At 73.3% G+C, this 21,180-nt stretch carries 18 protein-coding genes; 4 read left to right on the forward strand and 14 right to left on the reverse strand.

Annotated elements, in window-relative coordinates; translation table 11 throughout:
* Positions 1-4: 4 nt before the first annotated feature.
* From era to ABT295_RS05110, 6 genes are read right to left on the reverse strand one after another with little or no spacing between them, the layout of a single operon-like run.
* Entirely contained in the window at positions 5-973 is a 969-nt protein-coding gene (gene era, locus ABT295_RS05085; protein ID WP_352393323.1) for a GTPase Era, read from the reverse strand.
* Positions 954-2,303 (reverse strand): hemolysin family protein, encoded by a 1,350-nt coding sequence (locus ABT295_RS05090; RefSeq protein ID WP_352393324.1) that lies wholly within the window; start codon positions 2,301-2,303, stop codon positions 954-956. Before ABT295_RS05090 ends, era begins: the two co-directional genes overlap by 20 nt.
* A 16-nt stretch (positions 2,304-2,319) precedes the next feature.
* Complete coding sequence (gene ybeY / locus ABT295_RS05095) at positions 2,320-2,787, reverse strand: rRNA maturation RNase YbeY (protein ID WP_352393325.1); 468 nt, start codon at positions 2,785-2,787, stop codon at positions 2,320-2,322.
* Positions 2,784-3,938, reverse strand: a complete 1,155-nt coding sequence (locus ABT295_RS05100; RefSeq protein ID WP_502991070.1) for a PhoH family protein — start codon at positions 3,936-3,938, stop codon at positions 2,784-2,786. The genes ybeY and ABT295_RS05100 overlap by 4 nt, the downstream gene beginning before the upstream one ends.
* A 13-nt stretch (positions 3,939-3,951) precedes the next feature.
* Complete coding sequence (locus ABT295_RS05105) at positions 3,952-5,514, reverse strand: S10 family peptidase (protein WP_502991071.1); 1,563 nt, start codon at positions 5,512-5,514, stop codon at positions 3,952-3,954.
* The gene (locus tag ABT295_RS05110) at positions 5,511-5,870 is read right to left on the reverse strand and encodes a histidine triad nucleotide-binding protein (RefSeq protein WP_352393326.1); all 360 of its coding nucleotides are present in this window, start codon (positions 5,868-5,870) and stop codon (positions 5,511-5,513) included. Before ABT295_RS05110 ends, ABT295_RS05105 begins: the two co-directional genes overlap by 4 nt.
* Positions 5,871-6,000: 130 nt before the next feature.
* On the opposite strand from ABT295_RS05110, the gene ABT295_RS05115 reads away from it, so the two are divergent.
* Entirely contained in the window at positions 6,001-6,633 is a 633-nt protein-coding gene (locus ABT295_RS05115) for an RNA polymerase sigma factor (protein ID WP_352393327.1), read from the forward strand.
* Positions 6,630-7,976, forward strand: a complete 1,347-nt coding sequence (locus ABT295_RS05120; protein WP_352393328.1) for a Gmad2 immunoglobulin-like domain-containing protein — start codon at positions 6,630-6,632, stop codon at positions 7,974-7,976. Before ABT295_RS05115 ends, ABT295_RS05120 begins: the two co-directional genes overlap by 4 nt.
* A gap of 19 nt (positions 7,977-7,995) precedes the next feature.
* On the opposite strand, the gene ABT295_RS05125 is transcribed toward ABT295_RS05120, so the two are convergent.
* The 3 genes from ABT295_RS05125 to hrcA all read right to left on the reverse strand — a co-directional run bounded on the left by ABT295_RS05125 (position 7,996) and on the right by hrcA (position 11,084).
* Complete coding sequence (locus tag ABT295_RS05125; RefSeq protein ID WP_352393329.1) at positions 7,996-8,739, reverse strand: 16S rRNA (uracil(1498)-N(3))-methyltransferase; 744 nt, start codon at positions 8,737-8,739, stop codon at positions 7,996-7,998.
* A gap of 25 nt (positions 8,740-8,764) precedes the next feature.
* Complete coding sequence (gene dnaJ / locus ABT295_RS05130) at positions 8,765-9,898, reverse strand: molecular chaperone DnaJ (RefSeq protein WP_352393330.1); 1,134 nt, start codon at positions 9,896-9,898, stop codon at positions 8,765-8,767.
* 115 nt (positions 9,899-10,013) lie between these two features.
* Positions 10,014-11,084 carry a heat-inducible transcriptional repressor HrcA gene (hrcA, locus tag ABT295_RS05135; protein WP_352393331.1) on the reverse strand — a complete coding sequence of 357 codons (1,071 nt, stop codon included), beginning with the start codon at positions 11,082-11,084 and terminating at the stop codon, positions 10,014-10,016.
* A gap of 187 nt (positions 11,085-11,271) precedes the next feature.
* On the opposite strand from hrcA, the gene ABT295_RS05140 reads away from it, so the two are divergent.
* Positions 11,272-12,156 (forward strand): DUF3097 domain-containing protein, encoded by an 885-nt coding sequence (locus ABT295_RS05140; RefSeq protein WP_352393332.1) that lies wholly within the window; start codon positions 11,272-11,274, stop codon positions 12,154-12,156.
* Between the two features lie 100 nt (positions 12,157-12,256).
* Here the strand turns inward: ABT295_RS05140 and ABT295_RS05145 are convergent, their stop codons facing one another.
* The 4 genes from ABT295_RS05145 to ABT295_RS05160 form a co-directional block, all read right to left on the reverse strand.
* Positions 12,257-13,915, reverse strand: a complete 1,659-nt coding sequence (locus tag ABT295_RS05145; protein ID WP_352393333.1) for a CHAP domain-containing protein — start codon at positions 13,913-13,915, stop codon at positions 12,257-12,259.
* A 200-nt stretch (positions 13,916-14,115) separates the two neighbouring features.
* Entirely contained in the window at positions 14,116-15,552 is a 1,437-nt protein-coding gene (locus tag ABT295_RS05150) for an aldehyde dehydrogenase family protein (protein WP_352393334.1), read from the reverse strand.
* A gap of 22 nt (positions 15,553-15,574) precedes the next feature.
* Positions 15,575-16,834: a radical SAM family heme chaperone HemW gene (hemW, locus tag ABT295_RS05155; protein ID WP_352393335.1), complete on the reverse strand. Its 1,260-nt coding sequence runs from the start codon at positions 16,832-16,834 to the stop codon at positions 15,575-15,577.
* Between the two features lie 163 nt (positions 16,835-16,997).
* Entirely contained in the window at positions 16,998-18,248 is a 1,251-nt protein-coding gene (locus tag ABT295_RS05160) for an MFS transporter (protein ID WP_352393336.1), read from the reverse strand.
* A gap of 96 nt (positions 18,249-18,344) precedes the next feature.
* On the opposite strand from ABT295_RS05160, the gene ABT295_RS05165 reads away from it, so the two are divergent.
* A complete protein-coding gene (locus ABT295_RS05165) occupies positions 18,345-19,166 on the forward strand; it encodes a tyrosine-protein phosphatase (protein ID WP_352393337.1) in 822 nt (273 codons plus the stop codon).
* A gap of 99 nt (positions 19,167-19,265) precedes the next feature.
* Here ABT295_RS05165 and lepA read toward each other — a convergent pair whose 3' ends face one another.
* Entirely contained in the window at positions 19,266-21,125 is a 1,860-nt protein-coding gene (gene lepA, locus ABT295_RS05170) for a translation elongation factor 4 (protein ID WP_352393338.1), read from the reverse strand.
* Positions 21,126-21,180 lie beyond the last annotated feature (55 nt).

Genomic DNA, 21,180 nt, shown 5'->3' on the forward strand with positions numbered 1-21,180 from the left:
CGCCTCAGAAGCCGAGGCGCTGCAGCTGCTTCGGGTCGCGCTGCCAGTCCTTGGCGACCTTGACGTGCAGGTCGAGGAAGACCTTCTGGCCGAGGAGCGCCTCGATGCCCTTGCGGGCGTTGGTGCCGACCTCGCGCAGCCGGGAGCCGCCGCGACCGATGACGATGGCCTTCTGGCTCGGCCGCTCGACGAAGACGTTGACCCGCACGTCGAGCAGCGGGCTGTCCTCGGGCCGGTCCTCGCGGGGCACCATCTCCTCGACGACGACGGCCAGGGAGTGCGGCAGCTCGTCGCGCACGCCCTCGAGGGCCGCCTCGCGCACGAGCTCGGCGATCATCACCATCTCGGGCTCGTCGGTGAGCACGCCGTCGGGGTAGAGCTGCGGCGACCGCGGCAGGAAGGACGCGAGCACGTCGCGCACATCCTCGACCTGGCTGCCCGACACGGCCGAGCACGGGACGATCGCGTCCCACTCGCCCAGCTGGTCGATGGCCATGAGGTGCTCGGCCAGCCGCTCGCGGTCGACGGCGTCGGCCTTGGTGGCGATGGCGACGACGGGACGGCGCCGCACCGAGCGCAGCTCCTTGAGCTCGGTCGCGATGAACGTGTCGCCCGGCCCGATGCGCTGGTCGGCGGGCAGGCAGAAGCCGATGACGTCGACCTCGAGGAGCGTCTCGCGGACGAGGTCGTTGAGCCGCTGCCCCAGCAGGGTCCGCGGCTTGTGCAGACCCGGGGTGTCGACGAGGATCACCTGCGCCGTCGGCGTCGTCGCGACGCCGCGGATCGTGTGGCGGGTCGTCTGCGGCTTCGAGCTCGTGATGGCGACCTTCTGCCCCACGAGCGCGTTCGTCAGCGTCGACTTGCCGGCGTTGGGTCGCCCCACGAGACAGGCGAACCCGGCCCGGTAGTCGTCGGGTCGCCCGGCACCGGGGAGGCGCGCGCCCTCGGTCGGCTCAGCGTCCTGCGTGCCCATGGGCGTCCTCCGTCGTGGTGTGCCGCGTCGTGGGGGCCTCGGGCTCCCCGGCGGGGTGCGGGTCGTGCTCGTCGGGCACCGCGGCGCGGTGCACGATGACCGACGCGACGCGGTGGCGGCGTCCGGCCATCCGCTCGGCCGTCAGCTCCAGTCCGGCGACCGTACCGGACGAGCCGACGATCGGGACGCGCCCGATGACCTTCGTCAGCAGGCCGCCGACCGTGTCGACGTCCTCCTCCTCGATCGTCACGTCGAAGAGCTCGGCGAGGTCGTCGATGTCCATCGAGGCCGGGACGCGGAGCGTGCCGTCCTCGAGCTGCTCGACGCCGGGCGCCTCACGGTCGTGCTCGTCGGCGATCTCTCCGACGATCTCCTCGATGATGTCCTCGATCGTGACGAGGCCCGCGGTGCCGCCGTACTCGTCGACGACGATGGCGAAGTGGTTCTGGTCGCGCTGCATCTCGCGGAGCAGGTCGTCGACGGGCTTGCTCTCGGGCACGAAGTGCATGGGCCGCATCACCTCGGTCGCGAGGTGCCGCCCGTCCTCGGGCGCCGCGGTGAGGCGTCGCGCGACGTCCTTGAAGTAGAGCAGGCCGCGCACGTCGTCGCTGTCCTCGCCGACGACGGGGATGCGCGAGAAGCCGGAGCGCAGGAAGAGCGACATCGCGCTGCGCAGGGTCTTGTCGGCGTCGAGCACGACCATGTCGGTGCGCGGCACCATGACCGCCCGCGCCACGGTGTCGCCGAGCTCGAAGACGGAGTGGATCATCTCCCGTTCGTCGGCCTCGATGACGTCGGAGTCACCGGCCATGTCGACGAGATCACGCAGCTCCGACTCGGTCTGGAACGGCCCGTCGGTGTAGCCCTTGCCCGGCGTGACGGCGTTGCCGAGCACGACGAGCAGCTTCGCGACCGGGCCGAGCACGCGACGCAGCCCGACGGCGAAGGGCGCGCTCCAGAGCGCGACGGTGTCGTAGTGCTGGCGCCCGAGCGTGCGCGGCGAGACGCCGACGACGACGAAGGAGACGATCGCCATGATCGCGATGCTGAGCAGCGCGCGGCCCCACGTGGAGGTCACCTGCCCCGCGACGGCGAGGGTGACGAGGACGGCCGTCGTCGCCTCGGCGACGACGCGCAGGAACGCGATGACCGACAGGTAGGCCGGCGAGTCGCCGACGACGGTGAGGAGCGACTTCGCGCCGGAACGCCCCTCGTCGAAGAGCTCCTGCGCGCGCACGCGCGACATGCGGAAGATGGCGGCCTCGGCCGCGGAGAGCAGGAACGCCACGACGATGCTGACGAGGGCCGGGAGGACGAGCTGCGGGAGCATCGGTTCTGCCGTCCGCTCAGGCGCCGGGGCGGTTGCGCGTGGCGAGGAACGTCAGCAGGAGCTGGCGCTGCAGCTCGAACATCTCGCGCTCCTCGTCGGGCTCGGCGTGGTCGTAGCCGAGCAGGTGCAGGATGCCGTGCGTCGTGAGCAGCAGCATCTCCTCGATGGGGGCGTGCCCGGCCTCGACCGCCTGCTTGGCGGCGACCGACGGGCAGAGCACGATGTCGCCGAGGGTGCCCTCCTCCGGCTCCTGGCCCTCGCGCCCCGGACGCAGCTCGTCCATGGGGAAGCTCATGACGTCGGTGGGGCCGGGCAGGTCCATCCACTGCACGTGGAGCACCTCCATCGCGTCCTCGTCGACGAGCTTGATGCAGAGGTCGGCCTGCGGGTGCACGCGCATCTGCTCCATGACGTACTGCGCGCACGCCAGCAGCTCGAGCTCGTCGACGTCCGCGTCGGTCTCGTTGAGGACGTCGATGCTCACGCCGGGTCCCCCTGTGCCACAGCGGCATCCGATCCCGTATGCCGGGTCGCCCGCTTCCCGGTGCGCCCGCCGGTGGGGCCGGCCTCCTGCGCCGCCCTGCGCGCCCGCTTCTGCGCCCGGTTGTCGTCGCGGTCGTACGCGTCGACGATGGCGCTGACGAGCCGGTGGCGCACGACGTCGTGCGAGGTGAGCTCGGCGAAGTGGATGTCGTCGACGTCGCCGAGGATGTCGCGCACGATCTTGAGGCCCGAGCGGGTGCCGCCGGGGAGGTCGACCTGGGTGATGTCGCCGGTGACGACCATCTTCGAGCCGAAGCCGAGGCGGGTGAGGAACATCTTCATCTGCTCGCTCGAGGTGTTCTGCGCCTCGTCGAGGATGATGAACGCGTCGTTGAGCGAGCGCCCGCGCATGTAGGCGAGCGGGGCGACCTCGATGGTGCCGGAGGCCATCAGCTTGGGGATCGTCTCGGGCGAGACCATGTCGTGCAGCGCGTCGTAGAGCGGCCGCAGGTAGGGGTCGATCTTGTCGTTGAGCGTGCCGGGCAGGAAGCCGAGGCGCTCACCCGCCTCGACGGCGGGACGCGTGAGGATGATCCGGTTGACCTGCTTGGCCTGCAGCGCGGCGACGGCCTTGGCCATCGCGAGGTACGTCTTGCCGGTGCCGGCCGGGCCGATGCCGAAGACGATGGTGTGCTGGTCGATGGCGTCGACGTAGCGCTTCTGGTTCAGCGTCTTGGGCCGGATCGTGCGGCCCCGGCTGCTGACGATGTTCATCGTCAGCACGTCGGCGGGACGCTCGACGGTCTGGCTGCGCAGCATCGAGATCGAGCGCTCGACGGCGTCGCGGTTGAGCGGCTGCCCGGTCTCGACGATGACGAGCAGCTCGTCGACCAGGCTGTCGATGATCTCGAGCTCGCCGGCCGGCCCGACGAACGTCATCTCGTTGCCGCGGACGTGCGTGTCGACGAGCGGGAACTGGCGCTCCATCGTGCGCAGCATCTCGTCGCGGGGGCCGAGGAGCGTCACCATCTCGATCGGCGGCGGGATCTGCCGGGTGAGCACCGGCGAACCGTCTGCGGTGTCGGGTGCTCCGTCGGCGGAGGTGCCCTCGGGGCGGTCGGACTCGGGGAGGCGAGGGTGCGCGTCATTCATCGTGGGATCGAGTCTACGTGTCGCGGCGCGCGCTCCTCACCACGAATTCCGCGAGATCCGCGCTCTGGCGCACCCGCGACGGCTCGTGGACGTACATCATGTGCCCCGCCTCGTAGTACGCGTGCTCGATGTTGGCGACGAGCTCGTCGGGCAGCTGGAGGTGGGCGACGACGTCCTCGGCGGCGAAGTGGGGCGTCGCGCCGTCGTAGTAGCCGTAGGCGACGTGCACGCGCAGGTGCGGGTTCTGGCGCATCGCCCGTTCCAGCTTCGGGGACACGTCGATGGGGCGGCCCTCGAAGTCCTTGAAGCTCCACGGGTGCACGAGACGCGATATCTGCTCGTAGTGCAGGTCGCTGCGGTAGCCGAGCTCGTCGCGCACGTAGTGGTTCCAGGCCGCGGCATACGGCCCGGCGATGGCGTCGTGCGACGGGTCGGCGTCCATGTTCTCGGCGATCGCGGCGGCGGCAGGACCGGTGAAGCGGGCGTCGAGGCGCCCGACCGAGCGCCGTTCGTCGCGGAGCAGCTCGGTGAAGTAGCGCCAGTGCTCGATGCGCAGGTCGGCCCGGTCGACGTAGTCCTCGGTGAGGCCCGACAGGCGGGCGAGGGTCGAGACCGCCTCGGCCCGCTCCGCGCGCCCCAGCCGGGAGCCGCGGGAGAGCACCCACGGGTAGTCGCGGGCGGCATACGCCTCCGCCTCGTCGAGCACGGAACGGAGCGACCTGCGCCCGTGCTTGCCGTGGTAGTGGGCGACGGCGGCGTACGTCGGCAGGTAGAGGGCGTGGGCACGGTCGTTGCGCTGGTTCTCGAAGTCGACCGAGCTGAGGTCGAGCACGCTGCTGATGAGGATGAGGCCGTTGAGGTACATCCCGAAGCGCGACTGGAGGTGCTCGGCGAGCGCCGCGCCGCGCAGCGTGCCGTAGGACTCGCCGGCGACGAACTTCGGCGACATCCAGCGGCCGTGGCGCGAGGTCCAGAGCCGGATCAGCTCCGCTACGGACTCGACGTCCTTCTGGTAGCCGTGGTACTCCCCCGGCTTGCCGCCCTCGACGGCGCGCGAGTAGCCCGTGGACATCGGGTCGATGAAGACGAGATCGCTGACGGCGAGGAGCGACTCCGGGTTGTCGACGAGGTCGTAGGGCGGTGGCACGAGCGCGCCCACGTCGCCGGTCACGACGCGGCGGGGGCCGAGCAGGCCGAGGTGCAGCCACACGCTCGAGCTGCCCGGCCCGCCGTTGAAGGCGAAGGTGACCGGGCGGGTGCGCGCGTCGGCGTCGTCGAGCACGTAGCTCGTCATCGACAGCTCGGCGCGGGCCTTGTGGCCACCGAAGGTGCCCTCCGCGTGCTCCTCCTCGCGGAGCACGACGCGACCGGTCGTGGCGGTGTAGCGCAGCCGGCGCCGCCCGAGCTTGAGCGTGTGCGACGTCGTCACGAGGTCGTCGGTGGGCTCGGCCGGCTCCTTCGGCGTCGCCGGGACGGCGGCCGCGCCGGCCCCGGAGGCGACCGGGGCTGCGCCGGGGGCACCCGGGACGGCGGGCGTGGTGGTGGCCCCGTCGTCGGGCGTCGACGTCGCGCTCACACCATGCTCCCCTCGGTGAAGGCGGCCCCGGCGAGCACGTGGACGTGCGCGTGGAAGACCGTCTGCCCCGCACCGGCCCCGGTGTTGACGATCATCCGGTGCGCGTCCGCGACGCCCTCCTGCTCCGCCACGCGGGCGGCGAGGCGGAAGACGTCGGCGAGGTCGTCGCCGGACGCGGTCGCGAGCGCGCCGACGGTCGGCTCGTGGCGCCGCGGCACGACGAGGACGTGGACGGGGGCCGCCGGGCTGATGTCGCGGAAGGCGACCGATCGCTCGCTCTCGGCGACGCGGTCGGAGGGGATCTCCCCCGCGACGATCTTGCAGAAGAGGCAGTCACTCGGGGTCTGCGAGGTCATGGCGCCACCCTAGGCACCGGCGGCGCCGCGCGCACGGGACGACGCGCAGCCACGCCGTCGGGACGAATGCCGCACACCGTGTCAACCATGGCGTGCCCCTGCGCGTCAGAGGTGCGTGAGAACGTTGGGTATGCCGGTCGGCCAGCGCAGCGAGCCCGACGACCCCGCCGAGCGGGGCGGGCCCGGCGAGCGAGCCGACGGTGCCGAGGCTCCCGATCGCGGTGGGCGCGCCGAGCTGCCGAGCGACCCCGACGCCGCGGTCGCCGAGCTCTACCACGCCCACTGGCACCGCCTCGTGCGCCTCGCGTGGCTGCTGCTGCGCGACCAGCTCGCCGCCGAGGACGTCGTGCAGGACGCGTTCGTCGCGACCCATCGCAGCTGGGCCTCGATCCGCGACGGCGGCCGCGTCGTGGGCTACCTGCAGACCGCCGTCGTCAACGGCTGCCGGTCCGCCCAGCGGCACGCGGTCGTCGTCGACCGGCACGCGGCCCGTGAGGCCGCGGCGGCCGACGCCCCCGGGCGGGCGAGCCACGGCAGCGCCGAGACCCAGGTCCTGCGCGCGGCCGACCGCGAGGCGGTGCTCGAGGCCCTCGCGGCCCTGCCGCCCCGGCAGCGCGAGGTGCTCGTGCTGCGCTACTACTCCGACCTCTCCGAGGCCCAGATCGCCCGGGCCCTCGAGATCTCCGCGGGGGCCGTCAAGACCCACGCGCACCGCGGGCTCACCACCCTGCGCCGCACCGTCGACCCCCTGGAGCTGACATGACCACCGACGAGACGCGCCCCGGCCGGAGCCACGGCGCCCGCGTGAACCACGAGAGCCACGAGAGCCACGAGAGCCACGAGAGCCACGAGAGCCACGAGAGCCACGAGAGCCGCGCGAGGAGTGAGCGGCCCGGGGCGAGCGACCGCGAGCCGGCACTCATCGGCGCAGGCCTGCGACCCGTGGAGGACCGGCTGCGCCGGGCCCTCGACGACGAGGCGCGAGCCATCGCCCCGGCCGACCGGCTGGGCGCGATCCTCGCCGACGCGAACGCGCCGCGGGCCGGGGCCAGCGCCCCCGGCCGTCGCGGCCGCCGCTGGCTCGTGCCTGCGGCGGCCGCGGCCGCGGTGCTGCTCGTCGCGGGCACGGCGTGGGTGGTGAGCCGCCCCGGCACCCCGACCTCGCCGCCGGTGGCCTCGACCCCGACCGCGGTGCAGAGCGCGACGGCCGGCCGGTCGTCGGGCACGGCCTCGACCGGCCCGTCGACCGGCCCGTCGACCGGCCCCTCGACCGCACCGTCGAGCGTGCCGACCCAGACCGCCACCGGCCCCACGGCACCGGCGAGCTCCGGTCCGTCGGCTCCCTCGGGCACGGCGACGAACGTGCCCCCGGCCACGACGACGGCCGTCCTGCCCGTCTACTACCTCGGCCCCGTCGTGGCCGGCTCCGACCGGGTGGGGCTGTTCCGCGAGTTCGTTCCGGGGACGGTGGCCGCGCCCGCGACCCCCGAGTCCAAGGCCCTGGGGGCGCTGCGCCTCGCGACCGGGACCGTCCCCGCCGGGTCGGGCTACCTCGCCGCCTGGGCGGGCGTGACCGTCGAGTCGGTCGCCGTGGGGGGCGACGTCATCACGGTGCGCCTCTCGTCGGGCACGACCGACACGTCGGGCCTCGCGGCCGAGCAGCTCGCCTGGACGGTCCAGGCGGCCCTCGGCCAGAGCCTGCCCGTCCGGTTCGAGCTCGCCGACGGCGGCTCCCTCGTCGCCCCGGGCCACCCGGTGTCGTCCACCGTCACGCGTCCGACCGACCCCCAGGCCGTGCTCGAGCAGGTCGCCCCGATATGGGTCGACGAGCCGCGCCGCGGCGCCGTCGTCGCGGCGGGCGCCGCCCTGCGGGTGTCGGGTGTCGCGAGCGTCTTCGAGGCGAACGTCGAGTGGGAGCTGCTGCGCGGTGGGGCGCGCGTCGACTCCGGGTTCACGACGGCCTCCGAGGCGGCCCCGGCCCGCGGCTCGTACGCCTTCCGCACCCAGGCCGTGCCGGCCGGCGACTACGTCCTGCGCGTCTTCGCGACGAGCGCCGAGAGCGGCGCACCGATCGCCGAGCAGCGCGTGCCCGTCACCGCCCGCTGAGCGCCCTGGCCGTATGCCGTCAGCGCCAGCGGGCGCGCGCGCTGAGCACGGCGAGCGCGGCCGGCCCGGCGGAGGACGCGCGCAGGATCGTCGACCCCAGTCGCACGGTCCGCGCCCCCGCCCCGGTCAGCACCTCGAGCTCGTGCCCGGTGATGCCGCCCTCCGGGCCGACGACCACGAGCACGTCGCCGTCCGCGGGCAGGTCGACCGCGGCGAGCGGCTCGGCGGCGTCCTCGTGGAGCACGAGCGTCAGGGCGGCCGACCGCACCCGCCCCGCGAGGGCGGTGAGGTTGACCGCGGGGGTCGTGACCGGCATCCGGGACCGGCGCGACTGCTTCGTCGCCCGCGTCACGACGGCCGCCCACTTCGCGAGCGAGCGGGCCGCGCGCTCACCTCGCCAGACGACGACGGAGCGCTCGGCCTGCCACGGCACCACCTCGTCGACGCCGAGCTCGGTGGCCGCCTCCACGGCCTGCTCGTCGCGGTCACCCTTGGCAAGGGCCTGCACGAGGACGAAGCGGGGGGCCGGCTCCGGCTCGACGTCGACCTCGAGCACCGAGCCGCGCACCCAGCCGCGGTCGACGTCGGTCGCCTCGACGAGGAGCCGGCGGCCGGCACCGTCGCTGACGTAGCAGCGCTCGCCCGGGCGCACCCGCACGACGGTCGCCGCGTGGCGCCCCTCGTCACCCTCGAGCAGGAACGACGCACCGACGACCGCGGCCGCCACCGCGCCGGGCTCGCCGAGGAAGAGCTGGTGGGTCACCGCAGCACCCGCCGGGCCACGCGGCTCACTTCTCCTTGAAGGCGTCGCGCAGCTTGCCGAAGAGCCCCTTGTTCGCCGGGGTCAGCCGGCCCTCGGGACGCTCCTCGCCGCGCAGCGCCGCGAACTGGCGCAGCAGCTCCTGCTGCTCGTCGGTGAGGCGGGTCGGGGTCTGCACGTTCGCGTGCACGAGCAGGTCGCCGCGGCCGCCGTGCCGCAGGTGCGTGACGCCGAGGCCGCGGAGGGTGAACACGTCACCGCTCTGCGTGCCCGGCTTGATCTCGAGGTCCTCCATGCCGTCGAAGGTCGAGAGCTTGAAGCTCGTGCCGAGGGCGGCGGCCGCCATGGGCAGCTCGACGCTGCAGTGGAGGTCGTCGCCGCGACGGGTGTACGTCTCGTGGTTGACGACGCGGATCTCGACGTAGAGGTCGGCCTGGGGCCCGTTGCCCGGGCCCACCTCGCCCTCCCCGGTCAGCTGGATGCGGGTGCCGGTGTCGACGCCCGCGGGGATCTTCAGCTTGAGCGAGCGCCGGGTGCGCACGCGGCCGTCGCCCGAGCAGTCGTGGCAGGGGTCGGTCAGCGTCGCGCCGAAGCCCTGGCAGTTGACGCACGGCCGCGAGGTCATCACCTGGCCGAGGAAGCTGCGCTGGATCTGCTGCACCTCGCCGGCCCCGTTGCAGATGGGGCAGGTCTGCCGGCCGGTGCCGGGCTCGGCGCCGTCGCCGCCGCACCGGCCGCAGCCGACGGCGGTGTCGAGCGTCAGCTCCTCCTCGGAGCCGAAGACGGCCTTGGCGAGGTCGATGTCGAGGCGCACGAGGGCGTCCTGGCCGCGCTGCACGCGTGAACGGGGTCCGCGCGCGCCGCCCGCCTGGCCGGCGCCGAAGAAGGCGTCCATGACGTCGCTGAACGAGAAGCCCTGGCCCGCGCCGAAGCCGGCTCCGCCGCCCGAGGCGAACGGGTCGGCGCCCATGTCGAACGACTGGCGCTTCTGCGGGTCGGAGAGCACGTCGTAGGCCTGCGAGACCCGCTTGAACTCCTCCTCCGCCTCGGCACCCGGGTTGACGTCGGGGTGCAGCTTGCGGGCGAGCCGGCGGTAGGCCTTCTTGATCTCCTCCTGGCTCGCGTCGCGCGAGACCCCGAGGACGGCGTAGTAGTCGTTCAAGCTGGGCTTCCTTCTGGTGCGTGGTGCGTTCGGTTCCGTCGGTCACGGCGTGGCGTCGTCGGCGCCGCGAGCGGTCGGTGGCCGGTCGGAGGGTCCGGCCGGGTCGGGCGGGTGGTCAGGTGGCCTGGTTCGCGTCGAGGATCTCGGAGACGTAGCGGGCGACGGCGCGGACCGAGGCCATCGTCGTGGGGTAGTCCATGCGGGTCGGGCCGAGCACCCCGAGGCTCGCCACGCGCTCCGCCCCGGAGCCGTACCCCATCGAGACGAGCGAGGTCGTCTGCAGGCCGGTCACGGGGTTCTCCGAGCCGATCCGCACGGAGACGAGCTCCGGGTCGTCGCCGAGCTGGCCGAGCAGCCGCAGCAGGGTCACGTGCTCCTCGAGCGCCTCGAGGATCGGCCCGATGGTGCGCGGGAAGTCGGTGCCGGCGCGGGCGAGGTTCGCCTGGCCGGCGAGCACGACGCGCTCCTCGCGCTCCTCGACGAGGGCGTCGCCGAGCGCCGAGACGACGGCCTCCATGGCCACCCGGTCGGTGTCGGCGGTGTCGTCGGCGCCGGCCGCAGCCGCGGCGTCGTCGACGAGGTGGCGCAGCCGGGCGGCGGCGACCGTGAAGGGCACGCCCGCGGCCACCTCGTTGAGCCGCGTGCGCATCGAGGCCACGAGCCGCTCGCCGTCGGCGTCCGCGAGCACGCGGCCGGTGTCGACGACGCGCTGCTCGACGCGTCCGGTGTTGACGATGAGCACGATCATCAGGTGGCTCGTGCCCATGGGCACGAGCTCGATGTGCCGCACCGTCGAACGGGTCAGCGACGGGTACTGCACGACCGCGACCTGGCGGGTGAGCCCGGCGAGGAGGCGCACGGTGCGGTCGACGACGTCGTCGAGGTCGACGGCGCCCTCGAGGAACTGGCTGATGGCGCGCCGCTCCCCCGGGCCGAGCGGCTTGACCGCGCTCAGCCGGTCGACGAAGACGCGGTAGCCCGCGTCGGTCGGCACGCGCCCGGCGGAGGTGTGCGGGGCGTGGATCAGCCCCTCCTCCTCGAGCAGCGCCATGTCGTTGCGCACCGTGGCCGCGCTGACGCCGAGGTGGTGGCGCTCGACGAGGGCCTTGCTGCCGACGGGCTCGGAGGTCTGGACGTAGTCCTGCACGATGGCGCGCAGCACCATCAACCTGCGGTCCTCGCTCAACGTGTCCCTCCTTCGCTGCCCGGTCACCGCCTCGCACGGCGGACGCCGACCGACTCTGGCACTCTCGGTCGACGAGTGCCAAGTCTACGTCGTGGGCCGCGGATCTCCGACTCCACCGTATGCCGCCCGCCGCCCACCCGCGTGGCGCCGCGGCGCGCGCCCGCCCGGCCGCATACGCTCCCTTGCCGTGCCTCCCATCGACCGATACGGATCCGACGTGCTGAGCGGCGACTGGCGCGCCCCGAAGCGGGGGCGCTCGACGCCCCTGCCCGCGGAGCCCGACCTCGTCGTCGAGGAGGTCGAGACCGGCTGGGTCGGCGCCGTCGTGCGGGTCGAGAAGGTGGGCGGCATGCATGTCGTCCACCTCGAGGACCGGCGGGGGCGCACCAAGGCGTTCCCCCTCGGGCCCGGCTTCCTCGTCGACGGGGCACCCGTGACGCTGACCCCGCCCACCGCCGCGGCGAGCGCGCGCCTCGCCGACGCCCGGCGCGCCGAGTCCCGCACGGCGAGCGGGTCGGTCGCCGTCCAGGGCGCCCGGGCCCGGGTCGCCAGCGGCTCGCGGATCTACGTCGAGGGCCGCCACGACGCGGAGCTCGTCGAGAAGGTCTGGGGCGACGACCTGCGGGTCGAGGGCGTCGTCGTCGAGCTGATGGACGGCGTCGACGACCTCGCCGGCATCATCGCCGAGTTCGAGCCCGGGCCGGGCCGCCGGCTCGGCGTCCTCGTCGACCACCTCGTGCCCGGCACCAAGGAGGCCCGCATCGTCGAGCAGGCCCGCGCGCTCCCGGGGCTGTCGCGGCACGTCAAGGTGCTCGGCCACCCCTACGTCGACGTGTGGCAGTCGGTGCGCCCCGAGCGCCTCGGCTGGCAGCAGTGGCCGGTCATCCCCCGCGGCACCTCGTGGAAGCACGGCATCTGCGCGGAGCTCGGCTGGCCGCACGCCACTCAGGCCGACATCGCCCGGGCGTGGAAGCGGATCCTCGGCACGGTGCGCAGCTACTCCGACCTCGAGCCGACCCTCCTCGCGAGCGTCGAGGAGCTCATCGACTTCGTGACCGAGCCCGGAGCCTGAGACGCACGGGGGTCCGGCACCGCTGCTGCGGCGCCGGACCCACGGCTGCCCTGACGGGCGCGAGGAGCTGAGCCCGGTCCCACCCGGCCGGCTCAGGTCCTCACTTCTTGAGGTACGCCTGCACGTCGACGACGAGGTAGGCGGACGCCGAGGTGTGCAGCGTCACGCTGCCGTCGGCCCCGACGGGCACGACGACGCTGTTGACGAACGTCCGGCCGCTGCCGACCGTGACGTCGGCGTTCACCGGGCGGGCCGTGCCGCTCGGGTAGGCGGTCACCCCCGTCGCCGCGGTCGGCGCGATGGGTGTGACGGTGAGCGAGACGGCGCGCACGCCGACCGTCGGCACGCCGCCGCGGCCGAGCACCGGGATCGTGACGGTGCGACCGGCGGCCACCCGCCCGGTGGGCGCGCCGAGACCCGAGCGCGTGTCGAGCAGGCGCGTCGGCGACACCGGCACGAGGTCGGCGCCGACCTTGACCCACCCGAGCACGTCGACGAGCAGGTCGGTCTGCGCGGTCGAGTGGATCGTCACGCTGCCGCCCGTGCCGAGGCGCGTCAGGACGGCGCCCGTCATGTCCGCACCGGCGTCGTAGCGCACGTGCGCGGTCGTCGGGCGCGCCGACCCCGTGGGGTATGCCGTCAGCCACCCTCCGGCGCTCGGCGTCGTGGCCGACAGGTCGAGCACCACGGCCGTGGCCCCGGTGGACGGGACGAGTCCCCGGCCCGCGAGGGGCAGGTCGACGCTGCCGCCCGCCGGCACGCGCACCTTGGCGACCCCGGTTCCGGTACGGGTGTCGATCACGCGTGTGGGCGTCACGGAGACGAGGTGGCCCGTCGTCGGGTACCAGCCGACCACCGTGACGACGAGGTCGGTCGATCGCGAGGTGTAGAGCCGCACCCGGCCGTCCGCACCGACGCGGGCGGGCACGTGCTCGCGCAGCGTGGTGCCGGCCGGGAACGAGACGCTCCGCGAACCCGGCTGCGCCGTGCCGGAGGGGTAGGCCGTGAGGTAGCCCGGGCTCGCCGCGGCGGTCACCGTGACGTTGAGCAGGGCGGTCCCCACCCCCGAGGGGATGCCGGCCCGGCCCGCCACCGGCACGCTGACCGACGTCCCACCGGCCACCTTGCCCGCCGCGACGCCGACGCCGGTGCGCGTGTCGAGCAGGGTGACCGGCGTCAGGGGGCGGTAGGCGTCGACGTCGACGACCGGTGCGGCCTGGTCGCGCAGGTGGATGAAGCCGTTGGGCCAGCGACCGCCCGTGCGCGTCACCTTGCGCCAGCGGAAGTCACCGCCCCAGTTGTCCTCGGAGATGAGGATCTCGTCGGCCGAGACGACCTTCTCGACGTAGGCGACGTGGCCGGTCGAGGAGAAGGAGGTGTTCCACCAGGCCACCGCGCCGACGGCGGGGTCGTCGTTCGTCTGGCCCGGGAACGACGGGCCCCAGTTGTAGGCGTTGCCCGACAGCGTCGAGGGCTTGGTGTTCGGCAGCCCGTTGCGCACGAGGCGGTAGGCGACGTAGTTGGTGCAGTTGTGCCCGGTCGACTGGCGCCAGTAGCTCGTCGAGCTCACGTTCTGGTAGCCGGCGTTGCCGTAGCCGGCGCCCGCGCACGGGTCGTATCCCGTGCAGAGCACGACCCACTCGGCCGAACGGGCCGTGCCGGCCAGGCCGATGCCCGAGACGACGAGCGCGACGACGGTGAGCAGCAGCGCGAGGGGGCGCGCGCGGCGGTGCGCGGGGGTGGGGGTCGCCAGTGGCATGGGATGCTCCCGATTCGGCAGGGGTCGGCGGGATCCAGGGGGTGGGGATCCAGGGGTCGGCGGGGGGACGCTTCGCGCAATCTAGGACAATCTGCGCAACAGGGCACTGTTTTCCCAGAAAAACCACGCGACACGCCCTTCACGTGCCGCGATCGACCCAGCGGGCATGCTAGAGCCCCGCTCGCCACCGCACCAGGGTGTCAGCGCCGGGCCGACCGCCGTCCCGGGGCGACGACGCCGTCGATGACGCGCTCCTTGAGCCGCGTGAAGGGCGGTCGCACCCACGACGTCGAGTCCGGTCGGGTCGGCGTGCGCAGCACGGCCTTGGCGTGCGAGAAGAGCTCGACCGAGCGGCGACCGTGGTAGGCGCCGGTGCCGCTCGCGCCGACGCCACCGAAGGGCAGCCCGGGCACGGCGAGGTGCGCGAGCGGGATGTTGACGCCGATCGCGCCGGACGAGGTGTCGCGCACGAACCGGCGTTGCACGTCGTCGTCCGCGGTGAAGACGTAGAGCGCGAGGGGCTTGTCCCTGCGGTTGACGAGGGCGATCGCCTCGTCGAGGCCGGCCACCTCGACGAGCGGCAGCACCGGCCCGAAGATCTCCTCCTGCATCACCGCCTCGTCGGGGTCGTCGCCGTCGGCCTCGACGACCGTCGGCTCGAGGTAGCGCGCCGCCGGGTCCGACCGCCCCCCGACGACGACGCGCGAGGGATCGACGAGCCCCGTGAGGCGCTCGAGGTGCCGCGCACTGACGATGGAGCCGTAGTCCGCCGACGCCTGCGGGTCGTCGCCGAAGGACTCCCGAATCGCCTTGACCAGCAAGGGTTTCAGCGCATCGATGGTGGCGCGGCTCGCGATGACGTAGTCCGGGGCGACGCAGGTCTGACCGGCGTTGGTGAACTTGCCCCAGACGAGGCGACGGGCCGCGACCTCGAGGTCGGCGTCGTCCGCGACGTAGGCCGGCGACTTGCCACCGAGCTCGAGCGTCACGGGCGTCAGGTGCACCGCGGCGGCCTGCAGCACGATGCGGCCGACGGTGCCGTTGCCGGTGTAGAAGATGTGGTCGAAGCGCTCGGCGAGCAGGGCGGTCGTCTCCGGCACGCCGCCCTCGACCACGTGCACGGCGTCCCGGTCGAGGTGCTCGCGGAGCAGCCGCGCGAGGACGGTGGAGGTGGCCGGCGCGAGCTCGCTGGGCTTGACGACCACGGCGTTGCCGGCCGCGAGGGCGCCGACGAGCGGCGCCAGGGTCAGCTGCACGGGGTAGTTCCACGGCGCGACGACGAGCACGACGCCGAGCGGTTCCAGCACCACCTCCGCGCGCGACGGCGCGAGGAAGAGCGGCACCCGCACCCGGCTCGGTGCGAGCCAGCTGCGCAGGTGGCGCAGCGTGTGGTCGATCTCGCGCACGACGAAGCCGGTCTCGGTGACCCAGGCCTCGGTCGCGCCCTTGCCGAGGTCGGTGTGCAGGGCCGTGGCGAGGTCGTCGGCATGCTCCACGAGCAGCCGCCGCAGCGCCTGCAGCTGGGCCACGCGCCAGGCTCGGGGCTTCGTGACGCCGCGGTCGAACGCCGCCCGCGCGGTCGCGACGACGGTCCGCGCGTCCGGGTGACGCTCGTGCGTGCTCTGCGGCTCGGCCATCGGGTGCCTTCCTCGTCGGGGTCTAGCCCGGCGACCCCGGGGCTGCGAGGAGCCGGTGCACCACGGTGTCGGCGAGCAGGCGCCCGCGCCGGGTGAGGACCAGTCGGGCGTCGCGCACGACGGCAGCACCCTCGACGAGCCCGTCGGCGATGAGCCCCGCCACCGCGGTGCGCCCCGATCCTCGCAGATCGTCGAGCGGCAGGCCGTCGACGAGCCGCGAGCCGAGCAGCACCCGCTCGTCGTAGCGCTGCTCGTCGGTCAGCGACTCACGCGCGTGGGCCGGCGAGAGTCCGGCACCCAGCCGGGCGGCATACGCGCTCGGGTGCTTGACGTTCCACCAGCGCACGCCGCCCACGTGGCTGTGCGCGCCGGGGCCGACGCCCCACCAGTTCGTGCCCGACCAGTAGGCGACGTTGTGCCGGCAGCGTCGGCTCTCGTCGCGCGCCCAGTTGCTCACCTCGTACCACCCGAAGCCCGCGGCTCCCAGCAGCTCGTCGGCGAGCTCGTACTTGTCGGCCTCGTCGTCGTCCTCGGGAGCCGGCACGACGCCGCGACGCACCTGCGCGGCGAGCTTGGTGCCCTCCTCGACGACGAGGGCGTAGGCCGACACGTGGTCGGGCCCGAGCGCGACGGCCGCCTCGAGGCTGCGGCGCCAGTCGGCGAGCGACTCCCCCGGCGTGCCGTAGATGAGGTCGACGCTCACCTGCAGACCCGCCGCGCGCGCGGCGTCGACGGCCCGCGCGACGTTGTCGGGGTCGTGCGTGCGCTCGAGGGTGCCCAGCACGTGCGGGACGGCCGACTGCATGCCGACGGAGACGCGCGTGAAGCCACCGTCGGCGAGCGCGCGCAGGGAGTCCGCCGTCACCGAGTCGGGGTTCGCCTCCGTCGTCACCTCGGCGTCGGGCGCGAGCCCGAACCGTGCACGGATGCCGTCGACGACCTTCACGAGGTCGCTCGAGCGGAGCATCGTCGGGGTGCCTCCCCCGACGAAGACCGTCGAGACCGCCGGCACCTCGGACGTCCCGCCGCCGAGCACCGCGCGGGCGAGGTCGAGCTCACGCAGGGCCGCGTCGGCGTAGGAGTCGATGCCGATGCTCGCGCCCGGGCCGCCGAGCTCGGTCAGCGTGTAGGTGTTGAAGTCGCAGTAGCCGCACCGCACGGTGCAGAACGGCACGTGGACGTAGATGCCGAGGTCGGTGGCCGCGAGGTCCGCGAGCGCCGGGGCCGGCAGCTCCCCCGACTCGGGAGCGGGGTCACCGTCGGGGAGGGCGGAGGGCGGCATACGCCCATTCTCTCAGCCGGGACGGCAGGTCCCGTCCACGCCCACGGCCGCACGCTGCCCGCACGCCCGGTGCGGTGCGCAGCACGGCCGAGCCCGGCTACGACCTGCCGCTCGAGAACGTCCCGGCCGACCGCACCTGCTCCCCGACCGGCCGCTCCTGGGCTCAGCCCGAGTGCGTCGTCACGCCGTAGCGCTCGCGCGAGGCGAGCGCCCACCGGGCGGCGGGCACCGACACGAGGGCGATGACGACCATGAAGGCGGCGAGCACGAGCCAGCCCGTCTCGCCGAGGTCGACGCAGAAGTACGTGACCACCGGCGGGCCCACGACCGCGAGCACGCTGAAGCCCAGCCCGGCGAAGCCCTGGTACTGCCCCTGCCGCTCGTGCGGCGCGAGGCCCATCTGCAGGCCCCACTGCCCGCCCGACCCGATCATCTCCCCGACGACGTGCACGAGCGAGCCGGCCACGAGGGCGACGATGGCGACCCACGCGGTGCCGCGCTCGGCGAGGCCGACGACCGCGAAGCCCGCGGCGATCCACCACGCACCCCGCACGAGGGCCCGCGCCCCCGCCTCGACCGAGTCGGCCCGCCGCGAGAGCCGCACCTGGAAGAGGGCGACGGCCGCCGTGTTGAGGACGAGCAGCACGGCGACCATGACCGGGGGCGCCGCCGTCCGCGCCGAGATGAAGAGCGCGAGGCCGAGCTCCATGACGAAGAAGTGGAGCGAGAAGAGCCCCGTGATGATCGTGATGACGACGTAGGGCCAGTCGCGCAGCACCGCCAGGCGCGGCTCCCCCTCGGCGCGCGTGTGGGGCGGCAGGAGCGGCAGCCGCGTCGTGTTCCAGGCCGCGAAGCCGGTGAACGCGGCGTTGAGGAAGAAGACGCCGACGTAGGCCCACGGCTCGTCGATGACGAGGGCGGCGCCGCCGAAGACCGAGCCGAGGCCGAGGGCGGTGTTCGTCACCGCACGCAGGTAGGCCTTGAACAGCACGCCCCGGCCGCCCGTCGCGAGCTGGGCGATGACGCCCTGGTTGACGGCGCCCGCGCTGCGCTCGAAGAGCGCGAGGAGCCCGAGCAGCACGGCGAGCGCCCACGGGGTGCGCGCGAAGACGGGGGGCGCGCTGAAGATCGCCGCCCCGGCCATGCAGAAGGTGAGCACCTGCCGGGGTCCGCGCACGTCGCCGAGGTGGCCGGCCGGCACCTGCACGACGATGCCGACGATCGCCGAGACGGACATGGCGAGTGCCACCTCGGTGGCGCTGAAGCCGACCTGCCGGGTGAAGTAGAGGGCGCTCGTCGTCAGCACCGCCCCGGCACCGAACCGGTTCGCGAAGGAGCCCAGGGCGAGGATGCGCAGGTCACGGTCGACCGGGACGCCCCGGTGGGTCAGCGGTGTGCTCGTCGTCGCCGTCACGGCCTGCTCCTCGTCCTCCGATGTATCTCGACGTCAAGATATCTGGCCGCGGGTGGGCGGTGCACCCGGGTTTCCGGCGTCACCTAGGCTGCCACGGTGGACAGGCCCAACTGGATCGAGCTCGACGGCGTCGTCAACATGCGCGACCTCGGGGGAACGGTGACCGCCGACGGCGACGTCGTGCGCCCGCACCGCCTCCTGCGGTCCGACAACTTGCAGGACCTCTCCCCTGCCGCCGTCGAGGAGCTCGTCACGCGCTACGGCGTCACCGACGTCGTCGACCTGCGCACGCACGTCGAGCTGGCCAAGGAGGGCGACGGCCCGCTCCGCGCCGTGGAGGGCATCACGCACCACCACCACACCCTCTACCGCGAGGACACCGACGAGTCGGGCATCCCGGCCGCCGAGCGGGCCCTGCCCTGGGAGAACGACGAGCGGCGCGAGCTGACGAAGGCCGCCGACGACCCGGACCGCGACCGGGCGCACGACCGTTTCTGGTCGGAGCACTACCTCTCCTACCTCGCCACCCGGCCCGACTCGGTCGTCGCGGCCTTGGGGGCCGTCGCCTCGAGCCGTGGCGCCACGGTCGTGCACTGCGCGGCGGGCAAGGACCGCACGGGCACCGTCGTCGGGCTGGCGCTCAAGGTCGTCGGCGTGCCGGACGAGCTCGTCATCGCCGACTTCGCGGCGTCCGCCGAGCGCGTCGGGGCGATCATGGACCGGCTGCGGTCCCGACCGGCCTACGCGAACAACCTGCGCGACAAGACGGTCGCGCAGCAGTCACCGACGACCGACACGATGCGCCTGCTCCTCGGCGCGCTCGACGAGCGCCACGGCGGGGTGCACGGCTGGCTCCGCGAGCAGGGCTGGACGGCCGCCGACACCGACCGGATGCGCCGCAAGCTGCTCGCCGACTGACCGCGTGCCCGCGACCGCCCGGCGGCGGTCGGATCGCCCCCGGCCCGGTCGCGAGCACGCCATGCCTTCACGGTACGACGACGAATCGCCCTGCGGGAGCTACTTCTTCGACTTGCCCGAGTCGCCGTCGCTCGACAGGGCGGCGACGAAGGCCTCCTGAGGCACCTCGACCCGGCCGACCATCTTCATCCGCTTCTTGCCCTCCTTCTGCTTCTCGAGCAGCTTGCGCTTGCGGCTGATGTCGCCGCCGTAGCACTTGGCGAGCACGTCCTTGCGGATGGCGCGGATGTTCTCACGGGCGATGATCCGCGAGCCGATGGCAGCCTGGATCGGCACCTCGAACTGCTGGCGCGGGATGAGGTCCTTGAGCTTGCTCGCCATCATGACGCCGTACGCGTAGGCCTTGTCCTTGTGCACGATGGCCGAGAACGCGTCGACCGTCTCGCCCTGCAGCAGGATCTCGACCTTGACGAGGTCGGCGACCTGCTCGCCGTCGGGCTCGTAGTCGAGCGACGCGTAGCCACGCGTGCGCGACTTCAGCTGGTCGAAGAAGTCGAAGACGATCTCGGCGAGCGGCAGCGTGTAGCGCATCTCGACGCGGTCCTCGGAGAGGTAGTCCATGCCGCGCAGGTTGCCGCGCTTCTGCTGGCAGAGCTCCATGATGGCGCCGACGAACTCGCTCGGCGCGAGGATGGTGGCCCGCACGACGGGCTCGCTCACCTCGCGGATCTTGCCGTCGGGGTACTCGCTCGGGTTCGTCACGTGGACGGCCTTGCCGTCGTCCATCGTGACGTCGTAGACGACGTTGGGCTGGGTCGAGATGAGGTCGAGCCCGAACTCGCGCTCGAGGCGCTCGCGCACGATCTCGAGGTGGAGCAGCCCGAGGAAGCCGACGCGGAAGCCGAAGCCGAGCGCGGCCGAGGTCTCCGGCTCGTAGACGAGCGCGGCGTCGTTGAGCTTGAGCTTGTCGAGGGCGTCGCGCAGGTCGGGGTAGTCCGACCCGTCGATGGGATAGAGGCCGGAGAAGACCATCGGCTTGGGGTCGCGGTAGCCGCCGAGGTCCTTCGTCGCGGGCTTGCTCGCGTTGGTCACCGTGTCACCGACGCGCGACTGGCGCACGTCCTTGACGCCGGTGATGAGGTAGCCGACCTCGCCGACGCCGAGCCCCTTCGAGGGGACGGGCTCGGGGCTGATGACGCCGATCTCGAGCAGCTCGTGCGTGGCCTTCGTCGACATCATGACGATCTTCTCGCGCGGGCTGAGGTTGCCGTCGACGACGCGGACGTACGTGACGACGCCGCGGTAGGTGTCGTAGACGGAGTCGAAGATCATGGCGCGGGCCGGCGCCGCGGGATCGCCGACCGGGGCCGGCAGGTCGCGCACGATCGTGTCGAGGAGCGGCTCGACGCCCGCGCCGGTCTTGCCCGACACCTGGAGGCAGTCCTCGGGCTCGCACCCGATGAGCTTGGCGAGCTCCTCGGCGTACTTCTCCGGCTGCGCGGCCGGCAGGTCGATCTTGTTGAGCACCGGGATGATGGTGAGGTCGTTCTCCATCGCGAGGTAGAGGTTCGCGAGCGTCTGCGCCTCGATGCCCTGGGCGGCGTCGACGAGGAGCACCGCGCCCTCGCACGCGGCGAGCGAGCGGGACACCTCGTAGGTGAAGTCGACGTGTCCCGGGGTGTCGATCATGTTGAGCGCGTACGTCGTCGGGGCGCCGGACGCGTCGTCGACGGCCCACGGCATCCGGACGGCCTGGCTCTTGATCGTGATGCCGCGCTCGCGCTCGATGTCCATGCGGTCGAGGTACTGCGCGCGCATGGCGCGCGAGTCGACGACGCCGGTCAGCTGGAGCATCCGGTCCGCGAGCGTCGACTTTCCGTGGTCGATGTGCGCGATGATGCAGAAGTTGCGGATCAGGTCCGGCGGCGTTGCGTTGGGAGCCAACGCGGAGCGGGCCATGGGCGACACGTGGGACGAACCTCGCAGAGTGGGGGACGGATGGTGCTGGTCGGTG

This window comes from Terrabacter sp. NPDC000476 (assembly GCF_040300125.1).
In the GTDB taxonomy this organism is placed as follows: domain Bacteria; phylum Actinomycetota; class Actinomycetes; order Actinomycetales; family Dermatophilaceae; genus Terrabacter.